We start from the raw sequence: 15,377 nt of genomic DNA, 5'->3' as shown, positions 1-15,377 counted from the left end.
CATTCTCATGTCCCTAAACGACCCGCGTTGGGGGGGCCAGGGCAACAACGGCGATCGCGGAGAAGGCAATCGCGGTAACAATCAAGGCCCTCCGGATCTCGAAGAAGTGTGGCGTGATTTCAACCAGCGCCTCTCCAGTCTGTTTGGTGGCAAGCGGCAGGGGCGCGATGGTGGATCCGGTGGCGGCCGCGATGGCGGTGGCCCGCAGGGTCCCGGCTTCTCCTTCAGGCAGTTCGGCGGCGGCATCACTGCGCTGGTTGCCCTTGTACTGGTCGTTTGGCTGGCCAGCGGTTTCTACACGGTGGATGCCAACCAGCGGGGCGTTGTATTGCGTCTCGGCAAGTTCATCGAAGTGACAGAGCCTGGTCTGCGCTGGCGTTTGCCCTATCCCTTCGAGAGCCATGAGTTGGTGGACTTGACCGGCGTTCGTACCGTCGAAGTGGGCTATCGCGGCTCCGAGCGGAACAAGGTCCTGCGCGAGTCGCTGATGCTGACTGATGACGAGAACATCATCAACATCCAGTTCGCCGTGCAGTACGTGCTGAACAGCCCGGAGAGTTACATCTTCAATAACCGCTATCCGGATGAGTCCGTCGCCCAGGTGGCGGAGACCGCGATGCGCGAGATCGTGGGTAAAAGCCGGATGGACTTCGTGCTCTACGAAGGGCGTGAAGAAATAGCCGCCACGGCCCATGAACTGATGCAGCGCATCCTGGACCGCTACCAGACTGGTATCCAGATCAGCCGGGTGACCATGCAGAATGCGCAGCCGCCCGAGCAGGTTCAGGCCGCGTTCGACGACGCGGTGAAGGCGGGGCAGGACCGCGAGCGGCAGAAGAACGAAGGCGAGGCCTACGCCAATGACGTCATCCCGAGGGCGCGTGGTACGGCCTCCCGCCTGATCGAGGAAGCGCAGGCTTACCGTGACCGTGTAGTCGCGAACGCAGAGGGCGAGGCGAGCCGCTTCAATCAGATCTACACGGAATACCGGCGTGCCCCGGATGTGACGCGTGAGCGCCTGTATATCGAGACCATGCAGCAAGTGCTGTCCAATACGTCCAAGGTGATGATCGACGCGAAGGGCAATGGCAATCTGCTGTTCCTACCGTTGGATAAATTGATCCAGGCTGCAGGAAGCAGTCCCGGCTCCACGCCCACACCGCAGAATGAGGCGGCAACTCCGGCCTCGAGTTCGTCGTCGGCGCAGTCCGGCATGTTCGATCCGCGTAGCCGCGAGCTCATGCGTAACCGCGAACGGGGAGATCGTTAATGCGCGACAAGCTTTCCTTGATTGCCGGCGTTGTCCTGTTCCTGCTGGTGCTGGCCTCTATGTCGCTGTTTACCGTGGACCAGCGTCAGTACGCGGTGGTATTCCAGCTGGGGGAGGTAAAGGAGGTCATCGAGACCCCGGGCCTCAATGTCAAGCTGCCGCTGATCCAGAACGTGCGTTATTTCGACAAGCGTATTCTCACAATGGATACGCCGGAGCCGGAGCGTTTCATCACCTCCGAGAAGAAGAACGTGCTGGTCGATCATTTCGTGAAGTGGCGCATCGTCGATCCGCGCTTGTATTACGAGTCCGTCGCGGGTGATGAAGCCCGGGCTCGTACCCGCCTGAATCAGACGGTGAACGCGGGGCTGCGCGAAGAGTTCGGTCGCCGTACGGTGCACGATGTGGTTTCGGGCGCGCGAGACCAGATCATGGAGGATATGCGTACCAAGGCCGACCAGGATGCGCGCAAGATTGGCGTGCAGATTGTGGACGTTCGCCTGAAGCGCGTCGATCTGCCTACCGAGGTGTCCGAGTCGGTCTATCGCCGGATGGAAGCCGAGCGTAAGCGGGTGGCCAATGAACTGCGCTCCCAGGGTGGAGCTGAAGCCGAGAAGATCCGGGCGGACGCGGATCGCCAGCGGGAGGTTCTGATCGCCGAAGCCTATCGCTCTGCGCAAGAGGTCAAGGGTGAAGGCGACGCGAAGGCAACGGCGATTTATGCCCAGGCTTTTGGCCAGAACCCGGAGTTCTATTCTTTCTATCGCAGTCTCGAGGCCTATCGCTCGAGCTTCGACGGCAAGGATGATGTGCTCGTGGTCGATCCCAGTTCGGACTTCTTCAAGTTCATGAAGAGCTCCGGAGGCCCTCGCCGGAACTGAGTTTCTTCATGGGTAACACCCTGTTGACTGCCTTCGCGCTGATGTTGATCATCGAAGGCATTCTTCCCTTTGTCGCGCCAGCTGCCTGGCGCGAAACTTTTTTGCGTCTGGCAAGCATGGCGGATGGGCAGATCCGGTTTATCGGGCTGTCCTCCATGCTGCTGGGCGTTGCCCTTCTCCTGATTTTCAACTGAAGTCCCTCATGCGCTGGGTATTGCCCGACTACATACAGGACGCCTTGCCGTCCGAGGCTGAACAGCTGGAATCCCTGCGGCGCAAGCTGCTGGATGCCTTCCGGGTTCGGGGTTACCAGTTGGTTGCCCCGCCGATGCTTGAATACCTGGACTCGCTCATCACCGGGGCGGGACAGGATCTTGATCTGCGTACTTTCAAGCTGGTCGACCAACTGTCTGGCCGGACCATGGGGGTTCGGGCGGACATGACGCCGCAGGTAACGCGCATCGACGCCCATCTGCTCAACCGGACGGGGGTGTCGCGGCTTTGTTACTGCGGCAGCGTGCTTCACACCCTGCCTTCCTCGGTCACCGCAACCCGGGAGCCGTTGCAACTCGGCGCGGAGTTGTACGGCCACGGCGGAATCGAGGCGGATGTGGAGATCCTGCGCCTGCTGGCAGAGGTGTTGCGTCTTGCCGATGTGCCGGCGAGCCGGATCGATATCGGCCACATGGGGCTGTTCCATGCATTGGCGGCGCGCGCGGGGTTGGTACCGGGGCGCGAGGAAGAGCTGTTTGGCTTGCTCCAGGCCAAGGATGTGCCTGGCTTGCGGGCCTTGGTTGCCGATGTGCCTGAGCCGGTGAGGGCTGCGCTCTTGCTGCTGCCTGAGCTGTATGGTGGGGCAGAAGTCATCGAGAGGGCTGCGGCGCTGCTGCCGCAGGACGAAGAGATTGCCGCTGCGCTCAAGGATCTGCGGGCGCTGGCGAAAAGCTTGTCCGGTCTGCCGATCAGCTTCGACTTGGCGGACCTGCGCGGCTACCACTACCACAGTGGCGTGGTGTTCGCCGCCTATGGCGGCGGCTCGCCAGCAGCACTTGCGCTGGGCGGTCGCTACGATCGTGTCGGCGCTGCATTCGGGCGGGCGCGTCCGGCAACTGGCTTCAGCCTGGATCTCAGGGAACTGGTCTTGCATCTGCCCGGACAGCAGGTCAGCGGCGCGATCTTGGCGCCGATTTCCGGGGAGGCTGGCCTCGTTGCGGAAATAGACGCGCTGCGCGGGCGCGGCGAGATCGTCATGGATGCCTTGCCAGGGCATGAAGGAACATGGAACGAAGCCGGTTGCGACCGGCAACTGGTGCTGCGGGGCGGCCGTTGGACGGTTGAGCCGCTTCAGGGAGAGTAAGGAATGGCAAAGAATGTTGTGGTTGTCGGTACCCAGTGGGGCGACGAGGGCAAAGGCAAGATCGTCGACTGGCTGACCGACCACGCGCGAGGCGTAGTGCGTTTCCAAGGTGGGCACAACGCCGGTCACACCTTGGTGATCGGTCAGACCGAGTACAAGCTGAACCTGGTGCCGTCCGGTATCGTGCGCGAGGGCGTGGCCTGCTACATCGGCAACGGCGTTGTGCTGGATGCGCATCATCTACTGAGCGAAATCCGCAAGCTCGAAGAGGGTGGCCTGAAGGTGCGAGACCGCCTGCGGATCAGTCCGGGGTGTCCGCTAATTCTGGGCTATCACGCTGCGCTGGATCGTGCGCGGGAGGCGGCCAAGGCTGCCGGCGACAAGATCGGCACCACCGGCAAGGGTATCGGCCCGACCTACGAGGACAAGGTGGCGCGGCGTGCGTTGCGCGTCTATGACCTGTTCGACCGGGAGCGCTTTGCAGAGAAGCTCAAGGCCAACTTGGAGTATCACAATTTCGTCCTGACCCAGCACCTGGGTGCAGAAGCGATTGAATTCCAGGCGGTGTTCGACGAGGCCATGGCTGACGCCGCGGAGATTCTGCCGATGGTGGCAGATGTCTCGGCTGAGCTGTATGCCGTCAATAAGGCTGGCGGCAGCTTGTTGTTCGAGGGTGCCCAAGGCACGTTGCTCGACATCGATCACGGTACTTACCCGTTCGTGACTTCCAGCAACTGCGTTGCCGGGCAGGCGGCTGCGGGCTCGGGTGTTGGTCCGGGGCGCCTGCACTACGTGCTGGGGATTACCAAGGCCTACTGCACCCGCGTCGGGGGTGGGCCGTTCCCGACCGAGTTGGATATTGAGACGGCAGGTACGCCGGGTCAGCAGATGTCTTCCAAGGGGCGTGAGTTCGGCGTAGTGACCGGCCGCAAGCGGCGTTGTGGCTGGCTGGATCTGGCGGCGCTGAAGCGTTCCATCATCATCAACGGCGTGACTGGCCTGTGTATCACCAAGCTGGATGTGCTGGATGGTTTGAAGGAGCTCAAGCTCTGCACGGGTTATCAGCTCGATGGCAAGCGCATTGATCTGCTGCCGATGGGGGCTGAAGAGGTGACTCGGTGCGAACCGATCTACGAGACCATGCCGGGTTGGGGAGGCAGCACCTTCGGGGCGCAGACCTGGGATGCGTTACCCCAGGAGGCGAGGGCCTATCTGCACCGCATCGAGGAAATCTGCGAGATCCCCATTGATGTGATTTCCACTGGACCCGAGCGGGATGAAACCATCCTGCGGCGCCATCCTTTTGGCGCTTGATTGCTGCTTCGTTGGAGCCGGCCGCAAGGCCGGTTCCTTTGCCGGGCGCGTCCGGGTTGCGAACGTGGGTGGTGTGTGCTCGGGTGGAAAACGGCCGTCCAATGCAAAAAGCCGACTCAAGGTCGGCTTTTGCTTGAAACTGGTGCCCAGAAGAGGACTCGAACCTCCACGCCTCGCGGCGCTAGTACCTGAAACTAGTGCGTCTACCAATTCCGCCATCTGGGCAAGGACCGCGATTATAGGGGGCTTCCAGCTGGTTGGGAAGTCGCCGAGCAAAAAAAATGCGTCGTCGTATCTCGACTGCGCAGGCGCGATGCCGACGCTCGGTCGAGCGATGGTGTCTGCTGTCCGCGCCGCAGCATCGGTAATACCGAATGCGGCCGGAAAACAAAAAAGCCGCTCCGAAGAGCGGCTTTCCTGCGAAACTGGTGCCCAGAAGAGGACTCGAACCTCCACGCCTCGCGGCGCTAGTACCTGAAACTAGTGCGTCTACCAATTCCGCCATCTGGGCAAGAGCCGCGCATTATAAGCACGAAAAGAAGAATGTCAATGAGTCGAAACACGAAAAAGCGAAACGATAGAAATAAACCGCATGGTCAGGCTCCCACCCGTTCCAGGCACGCCGCAGAGCGGCGGCGGCCGGCCAAGAGCGCCCCCAAGAGCAATATCCAGATGAGCCCGGTTCGTCGGGCGGACCCTTTCTTCGAGCGGGAGTCGGCCAAGTACGACTATCCCTTGCCTAGCCGGGAGTATGTCGAACAGGTGCTGGCCGAACGCGGGGTGCCGCTTTCCTTCCTGGCGTTGGTCGACGCGCTGGATATCCACAGCTCCGAGATTGAGCATTTCGAGCGCCGTCTGCGGGCTATGGAACGGGATGGGCAGTTGCTGCGCAACCGGCGTGACGCCTATCTGCTGCCGGACAAGGCGGATCTCATCCGTGGCCGAGTGGAGGGGCATCCGGATGGCTATGGTTTCCTGGTGCGTGACGACGGCGGGCAGGACGTCTTCCTCGGCCCGAAGGAGATGCGGGAAGTGTTGCATGGCGACCGTGCCATTGTGCGCATCGCCGGGCAGGATCGCCGGGGCCGGCCGGAAGGCAAACTCGTCGAAGTGCTGGAGCGTGCCAACCGGCGTGTGGTGGGGCGGGTACTGAACGAACACGGCGTACTGCTGGTGGTGCCGGAGAATCGTCGCCTGGCGCAGGACATCCTCATCGCGCCCGGCGGCAAGAAGCCGGAACCCGGTCAGATCGTTACCGTGGAATTGGTGGAGCAGCCGACGCGCTATGCGCAACCGATAGGGCGTGTCGTGGAGGTGCTCGGCAACTATGCCGACCCCGGCATGGAGATCGAGATCGCGCTGCGCAAGCACGAATTGCCCTTCGATTTCAGCCCGGAGGCGCTGGCTGAGACCCGTAAGCTCCCGAGCTCTGTGCGCAAGAAGGATTGGGCTGGCCGGGAAGACCTTACCGCTCTGCCGCTGGTCACCATAGACGGCGAAACGGCGAAGGACTTCGACGATGCGGTGTATTGCGAGCGCCAGGGCAACGGGTATCGGCTGATCGTCGCCATCGCTGACGTATCTCACTACGTCATTGCGGGAAAGGGGCTGGACCAGGATGCCTACGAGCGGGGCAACTCGGTGTATTTCCCGCGGCGGGTGATCCCGATGCTGCCGGAGAAGCTCTCGAACGGACTATGTTCGCTCAACCCGCAGGTCGAGCGCCTGGCAATGGTCGCGGACATGAACATCTCCGGCAATGGCGCTGTTGCGAATTACCGCTTTTATCCAGCGGTAATCTTCTCGCATGCCCGTCTGACCTATACGAAGGTTGCGGCTGCGCTGTATGAGAAAGATCCGGCGGTGCGTGACGAACTCCAGGCCCTGCTGCCGCAGTTGGAGAACCTCGACCAGTTGTTCCGGGTGCTGCTCAAGGCGCGGGCTAAGCGCGGCGCGATCGATTTCGAGACTACCGAAACGCGGATGATCTTCGATGACAAGGGCAAGATCGAGCGCATCGTGCCGGAGGTCCGCAACGACGCCCACCGCCTGATCGAAGAGTGCATGCTGGCGGCCAACGTCTGCGCATCCGATTTTCTCGCCAAGAACGAGCATCCCGCGCTTTACCGCATCCACGAAGGGCCCACCCCCGAGAAACTGGAGAAACTGCGTGGTTTCCTCGCTGAGTTCGGCCTCGGCCTGGGGGGCGGCGACGAGCCGCGTGCCGCTGATTACGCCAAGCTGTTGGACAAGGTAAAAGACAGGCCGGACGCGCAACTGCTTCAGACGGTGATGCTGCGCTCCCTGCGCCAGGCGGTCTATAGCCCGGACAACGTGGGCCACTTCGGTCTCGCCTACGAGGCTTATACCCACTTCACTTCCCCGATCCGCCGGTATCCGGATCTGCTGGTCCATCGCGCGATCAAGGCGGTGCTGGCACGCTCCGAATACCGCCCGGGAGACTGGGAAGACATCGGCCTGCACTGCTCGATGACCGAGCGGCGGGCAGACGATGCTACCCGCGACGTTGTGGCATGGCTAAAGTGCTACTTCATGCAGGATCGCGTTGGCGAGGAATTCACCGGCAGCGTCTCGGCAGCAGTACCTTTCGGGCTCTTTGTGGCACTGGACGACATTTTCATCGAAGGTCTGGTGCATATCTCGGAGCTTGGCAGCGACTATTTCAATTACGACGAAACCCGGCACGCGCTGGTGGGGCAACGGACTGGCAAGCAATTCAGGCTTTCCGACCGGGTGCGGATACAGCTGATGCGTGTGGACATGCAAACGACGAAAATCGACTTCCGCCTTGTGGAAGGTCCCTTGCTCGTTCAGGAGAAAGCTGAAGTGGCACAGCAAGAAAAAGGAACGCAGAAAGCCGTCGCCGCCGTGGGCGGCAAGGCGGCCACCAAGCCCGCGGCCACCAAGCCCGCGGCCACCAAGCCCGCGGCCACCAAGCCCGCGGCCACCAAGCCCGCGGCCACCAAGCCCGCGGCCACCAAGCCCGCGGCCACCAAGCCCGCGGCCACCAAGCCCGCGGCCACCAAGCCCGCGGCCACCAAGCCCGCGGCCACCAAGCCCGCGGCCACTCCGAAGAGGACAGTAAAAACGTCCGCGGAGGCTGTCTCCGATAAGGAGTTTGTCAAGGAGATGGCCGCGGAAGTCGCGCGACTGCCGGAAGCGGTTAGCAGCGAGTTGGTAGTGGCCGAGGTCGTGCGCCAGCCTGCAGTGAAAGGCACCCGGAAGACGAAGGCGGCGGCCCGGGGGGCCGTGGCCGAGAAGGCTCCGGCCAAGGCCGAGAAGGCTCCGGCCAAGGCCGAGAAGGCTCCGGCCAAGGCCGAGAAGGCTCCGGCCAAGGCCGAGAAGGCTCCGGCCAAGGCCGAGAAGGCTCCGGCCAAGGCCGAGAAGGCTCCGGCCAAGGCCGAGAAGGCTCCGGCCAAGGCCGAGAAGGCTCCGGCCAAGGCCGAGAAGGCTCCGGCCAAGGCCGAGAAGGCTCCGGCCAAGGCTCCGGCCAAGGCTCCGGCCAAGGCTCCGGCCAAGGCTCCGGCCAAGGCTCCGGCCAAGGCTCCGGCCAAGGCTCCGGCCAAGGCAACAAAGGCTGCCAGCAAGCCGGCTGCGTCGGCACCCGCTGCGGCCAACAAGTCGAAGAAGGGACGCCGGGGTGGTTAACAAGAGTTCCGAAGGCGCAGCATCCCGTCTGATCTACGGTTTCCACGCGGTGTCCGCCAAGCTGCGGCACGCACCGGCGGCTGTTTTCGAGGTGTATCTGTCGGGCGACCGCAAGGACGCCCGAGTCAAGAAATTTATCGCGGCCGCGGAAGCGGCTGGGGTCAAGCTGGTTCCCAGCGAAGGGGAGCGGCTGGACGCAATGGTTGGAACCCGACGCCACCAGGGGGTGGTGGCGCGGATCGACGCTACCCGGCGCGAGTTGAAGCTGACCGACATCCTGGACGGGCTTGATGAGGATGCGCTCATCCTCGTTCTCGATGGTGTGCAGGATCCGCACAACCTCGGTGCCTGCCTGCGGGTGGCGGATGCCGCTGGCGCGCATGCGGTCGTCGCACCAAAGGACCGCGCGGTGGGGCTGAACGCCACTGCGGTGAAGGTTGCCAGCGGCGCGGCTGACACCGTGCCCTACATCACCGTGACCAACCTGGCCCGCAGCCTTCGCGAGATGCAGGAGGCGGGAGTCTGGGTGGTGGGCGCGGCCGGCGAGGCAGAGAAATCCGTCTACCAGGTCGAGCAGAAAGGCCCGCTGGCCTGGGTGTTGGGCGCGGAGGGTGACGGCTTGCGCCGGCTTACCCGCGAAACCTGCGATGAACTGGCGCAGATTCCGATGCACGGCAGCGTGGAGAGCCTGAACGTATCGGTGGCGAGCGGAATCTGCCTGTTCGAGGCTCGCCGCCAGCGCAGCCTCTGAGCGCTTGTTCTCCTATGTGCATGATGTTTGCTTCTCGGATGCCGGGTTCGCCCGGCCTCATGGGGAGAGCAAGAAGATGAAATCTGCGCTGGAATTCCTGGTCGCGGCCAAGCGCTGCGAAATCCACGGGCTGGACCAACTTGGAGTCACCAGCCAGCTGGTTGGCAGCATCGGCCAGCTGGTGCATTTACTGCAGAAGGAGCGGGGCGCTTCCAATATCTTCCTGGGCTCGGCTGGCGCACGCTTCGAAGAGCAGCGGCAGCGGCGCGCGGTGGAGAGCGCGGAGGTGGAGGCTGTAGTCCGGGCCCGTTTCGACGAGCTGGAGACCGACTCCGGTCGCTTGAGTGGTGGTGTGAGGCTGTTCAGCCGCATTGCCTACGTGCTGCATGGACTGGATGCGCTGCCTGAGTTGCGGGCGCGCATTGCCGAGTTGGCCTTGTCGCCTGCGCAGGCGACGGCCGCGTTCACCGAGTTGATCGCAGGCTTGCTGGCGGTTGTGTTCGAAGCGGCCGACACCGCCAGCGATCCGGTGATTTCCCGCGCCCTGGTGGCCTTGTTCAACTTCATGCAGGGCAAGGAACTGGCCGGGCAGGAGCGCGCCACTGGCGCCACTGCCTTTGCCGCCGGTCGCGCCGATGTTGCGCTGCAGCAGCGGCAACTGCACCTCATCGAAGCGCAGGACCGCTGCTTCCAGATCTTTTCCGACTTTACCGAGGGCGACATCCTGGCCTATTGGCGCACGGTGGAAGCCTGTGGCGAGCTGGCGGAGCTGGAGCGGCTGCGGCGGGTGCTCTGCACGGCGCCGGCGGGCGGGCGGCTGGACCCGGAATTGAGCGACGTCTGGTACGACTGCAGCACCCGGCGCATAGATGGCATGAAGGCGGTGGAGGACAAGCTGGCTGCCAGCCTGCAGTTTCTATGTGCGACCAAGTCTGCCGAAGCGCTCGCCGACCTGAACGATCAGAGAGCTTTCCTTAATTCGCTGGCCTCCGGTGTGCCCACGCCGGCGGCTTCAATCGCCGTGTTCTTCGATAAACCCATCAACGGTGATGCTTCCCAGGCTCTGATTGCCGCCGATGGCTTTGGGCCACAGCTGGAGCGCTCCATCCTCGACATGGTGCAAGCCCAATCCCGCCGGCTGCAGGCGGTGAGCGACGAGCTCAACGCGGTGCGTGGTGCGCTCAATGAGCGCAAGGTCATCGAGCGGGCGAAGGGCTTGCTCATGGCGCACAAGGGGCTCACGGAAGACCAGGCCTACAAGCTGCTGCGGCAGACTGCGATGAGTCAGAACCGGCGTCTGGTCGAAGTGGCGGAGGCCACCTTGGCGCTGGCGGACTTCCTGCCAGGGAGTCGCAGCGGACGTGCGAGCTGAGCTTTGACTGGAGGTGTTGAACCGCTGCCCGCATGGGAGTTGCTGCCGCTATCAAGGCAAGCTTGTTCCTGAACGCCCAAAACGAATGGCCACCTGAAATCCGGGTGGCCTTTTGCTTTCTGCAGCAAGAGTCGTCCTCGAAATCCGCACCGCGCACGTGCGCCTATCTCGCATGTTGCACTGCGGCAGTGCGCTGCGCGGAACACCGCTAATTCCCTGAAAACGCTGATCTCCAGCGCTGGCAAGGCATCTTGCTCGATGGAGGGTGTTGGCACGGCTCATGCTAAACAGAAGCCGAGGCTGAACCAACGGCGGTTCGGCGTTCGCTGAAGCATTACCCCGAACACTGGACAACGGCGTCCATTTCCCACCCGCGCGGAGGCGCGGAGCGGAGATGGGCGCCGTTTTCGTTTTCCGGACCGCATTCAAGGAGTTGAGCATGTCGAGCGAAAGCAAGTTGGTATCGGCTGTATCCCGCCGCGATTTCATCAAGGCCAGCGCCGCCCTGGGCGGCAACGCCCTGTTTGGCGGTGCCTGGGCAGCCGGTTCCGATGCGCCGGAGAAGAAGGAGATCCGCGTCGGCTTCATTCCCCTGACCGACTGTGCCTCGGTGGTGATGGCCTCGGTGCAGAAGTTCGACGAGAAGTACGGCATCAAGATCATCCCCAGCAAGGAAGCGAGCTGGGCCGCGGTGCGGGACAAGCTGGTATCCGGCGAGTTGGACGCCGCCCATGTGCTCTACGGCCTGGTGTATGGCGTGCATATGGGCATAGGCGGCAGCCAGAAGGACATGGCGGTGCTGATGACGCTGAACAACAACGGCCAGGGCATCTCGCTGGCGAAGCAGATGAAGGACAAGGGCGCGGTGGACGGCCCCTCGCTGAAGAAGGTGGTGGCCGCCAGCGCGCCCGGCACCTATACCTTCGCCCAGACCTTCCCCACCGGCACCCACGCCATGTGGCTGTACTACTGGCTGGCGACGCACGACATCCACCCCTTCAACGACGTCAAGACCATCGTCGTGCCGCCGCCGCAGATGGTGGCCAACGTGCGGGTGGGCAATATGCATGGCTTCTCGGTGGGCGAACCGTGGAACCAGCGCGCCATCATCGACAAGGTCGGCTTCTCGGTGGCGACCAGCCAGGACGTGTGGCCGGATCACCCGGAGAAGGTACTCGGCACCACGTCGGACTGGGTGGCGAAGAACCCCAACAGCGCCCGCGCGCTGACCGCCGCCGTCCTCGAAGCCTCGCGCTGGATCGATGCCTCCCAGTCCAACCGCCGTACCACCGCCGAGACCATCGCCGCGCGTTCCTATGTGAATACCGACATGGACGTGATCCTCGGTCGCATGCTGGGTCGCTACGAGAACGGCCTGGGCAAGAGCTGGGACGACGCCCACCCGATGCAGTTCTTCAACGATGGCGCGGTGAACTTCCCCTACCTCTCCGACGGCATGTGGTTCCTCACCCAGCACCGCCGTTGGAAGCTGCTGGACAAGGAGCCGGACTACCTCGGCGTGGCCAGGGCAATCAACCGCATCGACATCTACAAGCAGGCGGCGACGGCTGTGGGCGTGTCCCTGCCCAAGAGCGAAATGCGCACGTCCAGGCTGATCGACGGCGCGGTTTGGGATGGCAAGGAGCCGGCCAAATACGCAGGCGCCTTCAAGGTCCGCGCCTGAGCGGCCGGTGGTAGTGATTAGGAGAACGACATCATGAGCGCAGCAGCGATGACGAATCAGGCCGGCGATGCCGGGAAGGTGACGGACGCCGCCCGGCCGGTGGGTGCCAAGCCCGCCGCCGCCGGCACACCGGTAATGACGGCCGCGCCCGCGCCGACGGGTTCGGGAGGCGGCGAGCGCCTGCTGGCTGCACTGCAGGCCGTGTTGCGGGCGGTGATGCCGCCGGTGGCGGGCCTGGCCCTGCTGATCGGCCTGTGGCATCTGGCGACGCTCAATGGCGGCGGCATTCCCAGCCCGGCCAAGACCTGGGATGCGGCGGTGGTGCTGTTTTCCGACCCCTTCTACCGTGAAGGCCCCAACGACCAAGGCATAGGCTGGAATGTGCTCGCCTCGCTGCAGCGGGTGGGCATCGGTTTCAGCATCGCCGCGCTGGTCGGCATTCCGGCGGGCTTCCTGCTCGGCCGTTTCGCCATCCTGTCGCGCATGCTCAATCCCATCATCAGCCTGCTGCGGCCGGTGAGCCCGCTGGCCTGGCTGCCCATCGGCCTGCTGGTGTTCCAGCGCGCCGACCCGGCCGCCACCTGGACCATCTTCATCTGCTCCATCTGGCCGATGGTGCTCAACACCGCCCAAGGCGTCACCCGCGTGCCGCAGGACTACCTCAACGTCGCCCGCGTGCTCAAGCTGTCCGAATGGAAGGTATTCACCAGGATCCTGTTCCCGGCGGTGCTGCCCTACATGCTCACCGGCATCCGGCTCTCCATCGGCACCGCCTGGCTGGTCATCGTCGCAGCGGAGATGCTCACCGGCGGCGTCGGCATCGGCTTCTGGGTGTGGGACGAATGGAACAACCTGAAGGTGGAGCACATCATCATCGCCATCTTCGTCATCGGCACTGTCGGCCTGGCGCTGGAGCAGGCGCTGATGCTGCTGGCCCGCCGCTTCAATTACGAAGGCCGCTGAGGAGCAGAATCATGAGCAAGAAGATCGTCCAGATCGAAAACGTCGGCCAGACCTTCGCCACCAAGAAGGGCAAGTTCACTGCGCTGCGCGATATCAACCTCGATATCCACGAGGGCGAGAGCGTGAGCCTGATCGGCCACTCAGGCTGCGGCAAATCCACGCTGCTCAACCTCATCGCCGGCCTCACGCTGCCCAGCAGCGGCGTGATGCTGTGCGATGGCCGCGAGATTGCCGGCCCCGGTCCGGAACGGGCAGTGGTGTTCCAGAACCACTCCCTGTTGCCCTGGCTGACCTGTTTCGACAACGTCTACCTGGCGGTGGAGCGGGTGTTCTCGGCCAAGGAAGGCAAGGCGAAGCTTAAGGCGCGCACCCGCGAGGCGTTGGCGCTGGTCGGCCTCAGCCATGCGGAGAGCAAGTACCCGCACGAGATCTCCGGCGGCATGAAACAGCGCGTCGGCATCGCCCGGGCGCTGTCTATGCAGCCGCGCATCCTGCTGATGGACGAGCCCTTCGGTGCGCTGGACGCGTTGACCCGCGCCAACCTGCAGGACGAGCTGATGAAGATCCTTGCCGCCACCCGCGCCACCATGGTGATGGTGACCCACGACGTGGACGAGGCGGTGCTGCTGTCCGACCGGGTGGTGATGCTGACCAACGGCCCGGCGGCCACGATAGGCGAGGTCCTGGAGGTGAAGCTGGCGCGGCCGCGCGATCGCCTGGCGCTGGCGCATGAGCCGATGTTTGGCGACTGCCGCGCCGCCATCATGGAGTTCCTGTATCAGAAGCAACTGCGCGTGGCAGCCTGACGAAGCCGAGCATGTCTTGTCTCGCCGGGGATGGGTGCCGGCGGGAGCATGGCCCAAATGGAAAACGCCGGACCGCCTGGCAGGCGATCCGGCGTTTCTCATCCGGCAAGCCCGAGTTCTCAGCCCTTGCGACGACGGGCGCGCAGCGCGCCCAGGCCGGCGAGGCCGACGCCCAACAGACCGAGGATGGAGGGCTCGGGAACCGGATTGATGATGCCGCCGCCGCTGCCGGTGCCGGCACGCAGGCCGCCGATGAACACCCCGCTGTCGTAGATGTCATCGCTGGTGTCGGCGATGGCGATGGTCAGCGTGTGGGTGGTCAGCGTGGGGTCGAGCAGGCCCTGGACGAGCAAGCTGGTGGTGAGGCCGTTGTACTCGATCGGGTAGCCGTCGGCGCCGATCGGGTTGTTCTGGAAGTTGGCTTGGGGAATGTTGGAGACCAGCGCACCACCGGGGAAGAAGGCGTAGTTAATGCCGTCGACGAAGAAACCGAAGATGTCGGTCACCGTCTGGGTGGGGAACTCATCGCTGGCGAACACAAAGTTGGCCAGAACGGCGTTGAAGCCGGCTTCAACGGTGAACTGGAAAGTCAGGTAGTTCTGGTCGCGGGTGGTCTGGCCGGACAGCGCGCTGAGTTGGGCATTGGAGCCGGTGCCCGGCTGGCTCAGCGCATTGGAGTAGCTGTTGGTGGTGTTGCTGGTGGGCAGATTGGCGTTCCCGGTGGTCAACAGGATGCCGTTGGGGTTGGTGATGGTGGCGCCGGGACCGGAGTTGGGCGACAGATTGAAGTTGGTATAAGTCGCGGACTGCTCGGAGCCAGCGGTGGTGCGGCCGACGAAGCTGGCGCTGCCGGCAACCACGTTGATGCCGCTGTTCGCGCCGAACAGCGCGGATACCAGGGTATCGGCGGGATCAGGATCGTTCACCACGTTGATGAACAAGGCGTGAGCCGGAGCGGTGGAGAGCATGGCGGCGGCGCCGATGCTGAGGGATGCGAGAAGCTTGGTCTTCATGAATGTGCCTCGATGCAGAACTGACGGTTTGTACGCTGGGGTAGAACGGCATGCCTTTTTGTATCGAACGTGATGCATTTCACGGCGGGTATAAGCATTAACCGTGCTAGGGGCTGGGTGTTTGAAAAATTTTCTTTTTAATCAATTGCTTGATTTATTTCTTCGGCAGAATTAGGCGTCACTGAGCGCTTTTTCAGGTCACTTCGTAAAAATTCCCGACAGTTACCCCGTTGGAATGATGTGGCGAGCCGGGTGGGAGGGTTTTTTTCTGCTTTCGTGGCAGCCAAGAGCAGCAGA

The 15,377-nt window shown here is 63.3% G+C and carries 12 protein-coding genes and 2 tRNA genes; 11 read left to right on the top strand and 3 right to left on the bottom strand.

Annotated features, from left to right (window positions below):
* The first annotated feature begins 7 nt into the window (after positions 1 to 7).
* The 5 genes from hflK to GRF61_RS02755 are packed head-to-tail and all read left to right on the top strand — an operon-like array spanning position 8 to position 4,822.
* Positions 8 to 1,270, top strand: a complete 1,263-nt coding sequence (hflK, locus tag GRF61_RS02775; protein ID WP_169149203.1) for an FtsH protease activity modulator HflK — start codon at positions 8 to 10, stop codon at positions 1,268 to 1,270.
* Entirely contained in the window at positions 1,270 to 2,151 is an 882-nt protein-coding gene (gene hflC / locus GRF61_RS02770) for a protease modulator HflC (protein WP_169149202.1), read from the top strand. Before hflK ends, hflC begins: the two co-directional genes overlap by 1 nt.
* Positions 2,152 to 2,159: 8 nt before the next feature.
* Positions 2,160 to 2,345, top strand: coding sequence for a DUF2065 domain-containing protein (locus GRF61_RS02765; protein ID WP_169149201.1), 186 nt, complete (start codon positions 2,160 to 2,162; stop codon positions 2,343 to 2,345).
* Positions 2,342 to 3,508, top strand: coding sequence for an ATP phosphoribosyltransferase regulatory subunit (locus tag GRF61_RS02760; RefSeq protein ID WP_348982335.1), 1,167 nt, complete (start codon positions 2,342 to 2,344; stop codon positions 3,506 to 3,508). Before GRF61_RS02765 ends, GRF61_RS02760 begins: the two co-directional genes overlap by 4 nt.
* A 3-nt stretch (positions 3,509 to 3,511) precedes the next feature.
* Positions 3,512 to 4,822 (top strand): adenylosuccinate synthase, encoded by a 1,311-nt coding sequence (locus GRF61_RS02755; RefSeq protein WP_169149199.1) that lies wholly within the window; start codon positions 3,512 to 3,514, stop codon positions 4,820 to 4,822.
* A 140-nt stretch (positions 4,823 to 4,962) separates the two neighbouring features.
* Here the strand turns inward: GRF61_RS02755 and GRF61_RS02750 are convergent.
* Both GRF61_RS02750 and GRF61_RS02745 read right to left on the bottom strand, forming a co-directional pair.
* Positions 4,963 to 5,047 (bottom strand) — tRNA-Leu (locus GRF61_RS02750).
* A gap of 201 nt (positions 5,048 to 5,248) precedes the next feature.
* Positions 5,249 to 5,333 (bottom strand) — tRNA-Leu (locus GRF61_RS02745).
* 161 nt (positions 5,334 to 5,494) lie between these two features.
* Here GRF61_RS02745 and rnr point away from each other — a divergent pair.
* From rnr to GRF61_RS02715, 6 genes are all read left to right on the top strand, one after another.
* Positions 5,495 to 8,491, top strand: a complete 2,997-nt coding sequence (gene rnr / locus GRF61_RS02740) for a ribonuclease R (RefSeq protein ID WP_169149260.1) — start codon at positions 5,495 to 5,497, stop codon at positions 8,489 to 8,491.
* Positions 8,484 to 9,242, top strand: coding sequence for a 23S rRNA (guanosine(2251)-2'-O)-methyltransferase RlmB (rlmB, locus tag GRF61_RS02735; RefSeq protein ID WP_169149198.1), 759 nt, complete (start codon positions 8,484 to 8,486; stop codon positions 9,240 to 9,242). The genes rnr and rlmB overlap by 8 nt, the downstream gene beginning before the upstream one ends.
* Positions 9,243 to 9,318: 76 nt before the next feature.
* Positions 9,319 to 10,614: a nitrate regulatory protein gene (locus GRF61_RS02730; protein ID WP_169149197.1), complete on the top strand. Its 1,296-nt coding sequence runs from the start codon at positions 9,319 to 9,321 to the stop codon at positions 10,612 to 10,614.
* Positions 10,615 to 11,053: 439 nt separating this feature from the next.
* Positions 11,054 to 12,298 (top strand): ABC transporter substrate-binding protein, encoded by a 1,245-nt coding sequence (locus GRF61_RS02725; RefSeq protein ID WP_169149196.1) that lies wholly within the window; start codon positions 11,054 to 11,056, stop codon positions 12,296 to 12,298.
* A gap of 33 nt (positions 12,299 to 12,331) precedes the next feature.
* Entirely contained in the window at positions 12,332 to 13,261 is a 930-nt protein-coding gene (gene ntrB / locus GRF61_RS02720) for a nitrate ABC transporter permease (RefSeq protein WP_248281078.1), read from the top strand.
* 11 nt (positions 13,262 to 13,272) lie between these two features.
* The gene (locus tag GRF61_RS02715; protein WP_169149195.1) at positions 13,273 to 14,067 is read left to right on the top strand and encodes an ABC transporter ATP-binding protein; all 795 of its coding nucleotides are present in this window, start codon (positions 13,273 to 13,275) and stop codon (positions 14,065 to 14,067) included.
* A 119-nt stretch (positions 14,068 to 14,186) separates the two neighbouring features.
* Here the strand turns inward: GRF61_RS02715 and GRF61_RS02710 are convergent, their stop codons facing one another.
* The gene (locus GRF61_RS02710; protein WP_169149194.1) at positions 14,187 to 15,080 is read right to left on the bottom strand and encodes a choice-of-anchor L domain-containing protein; all 894 of its coding nucleotides are present in this window, start codon (positions 15,078 to 15,080) and stop codon (positions 14,187 to 14,189) included.
* Between the last annotated feature and the right edge of the window lie 297 nt (positions 15,081 to 15,377).

Source organism: Azoarcus sp. TTM-91 (genome assembly GCF_012911025.1).
Classification (GTDB): domain Bacteria; phylum Pseudomonadota; class Gammaproteobacteria; order Burkholderiales; family Rhodocyclaceae; genus Azoarcus.
This window is presented reverse-complemented; position numbering and strand designations above follow the sequence as displayed.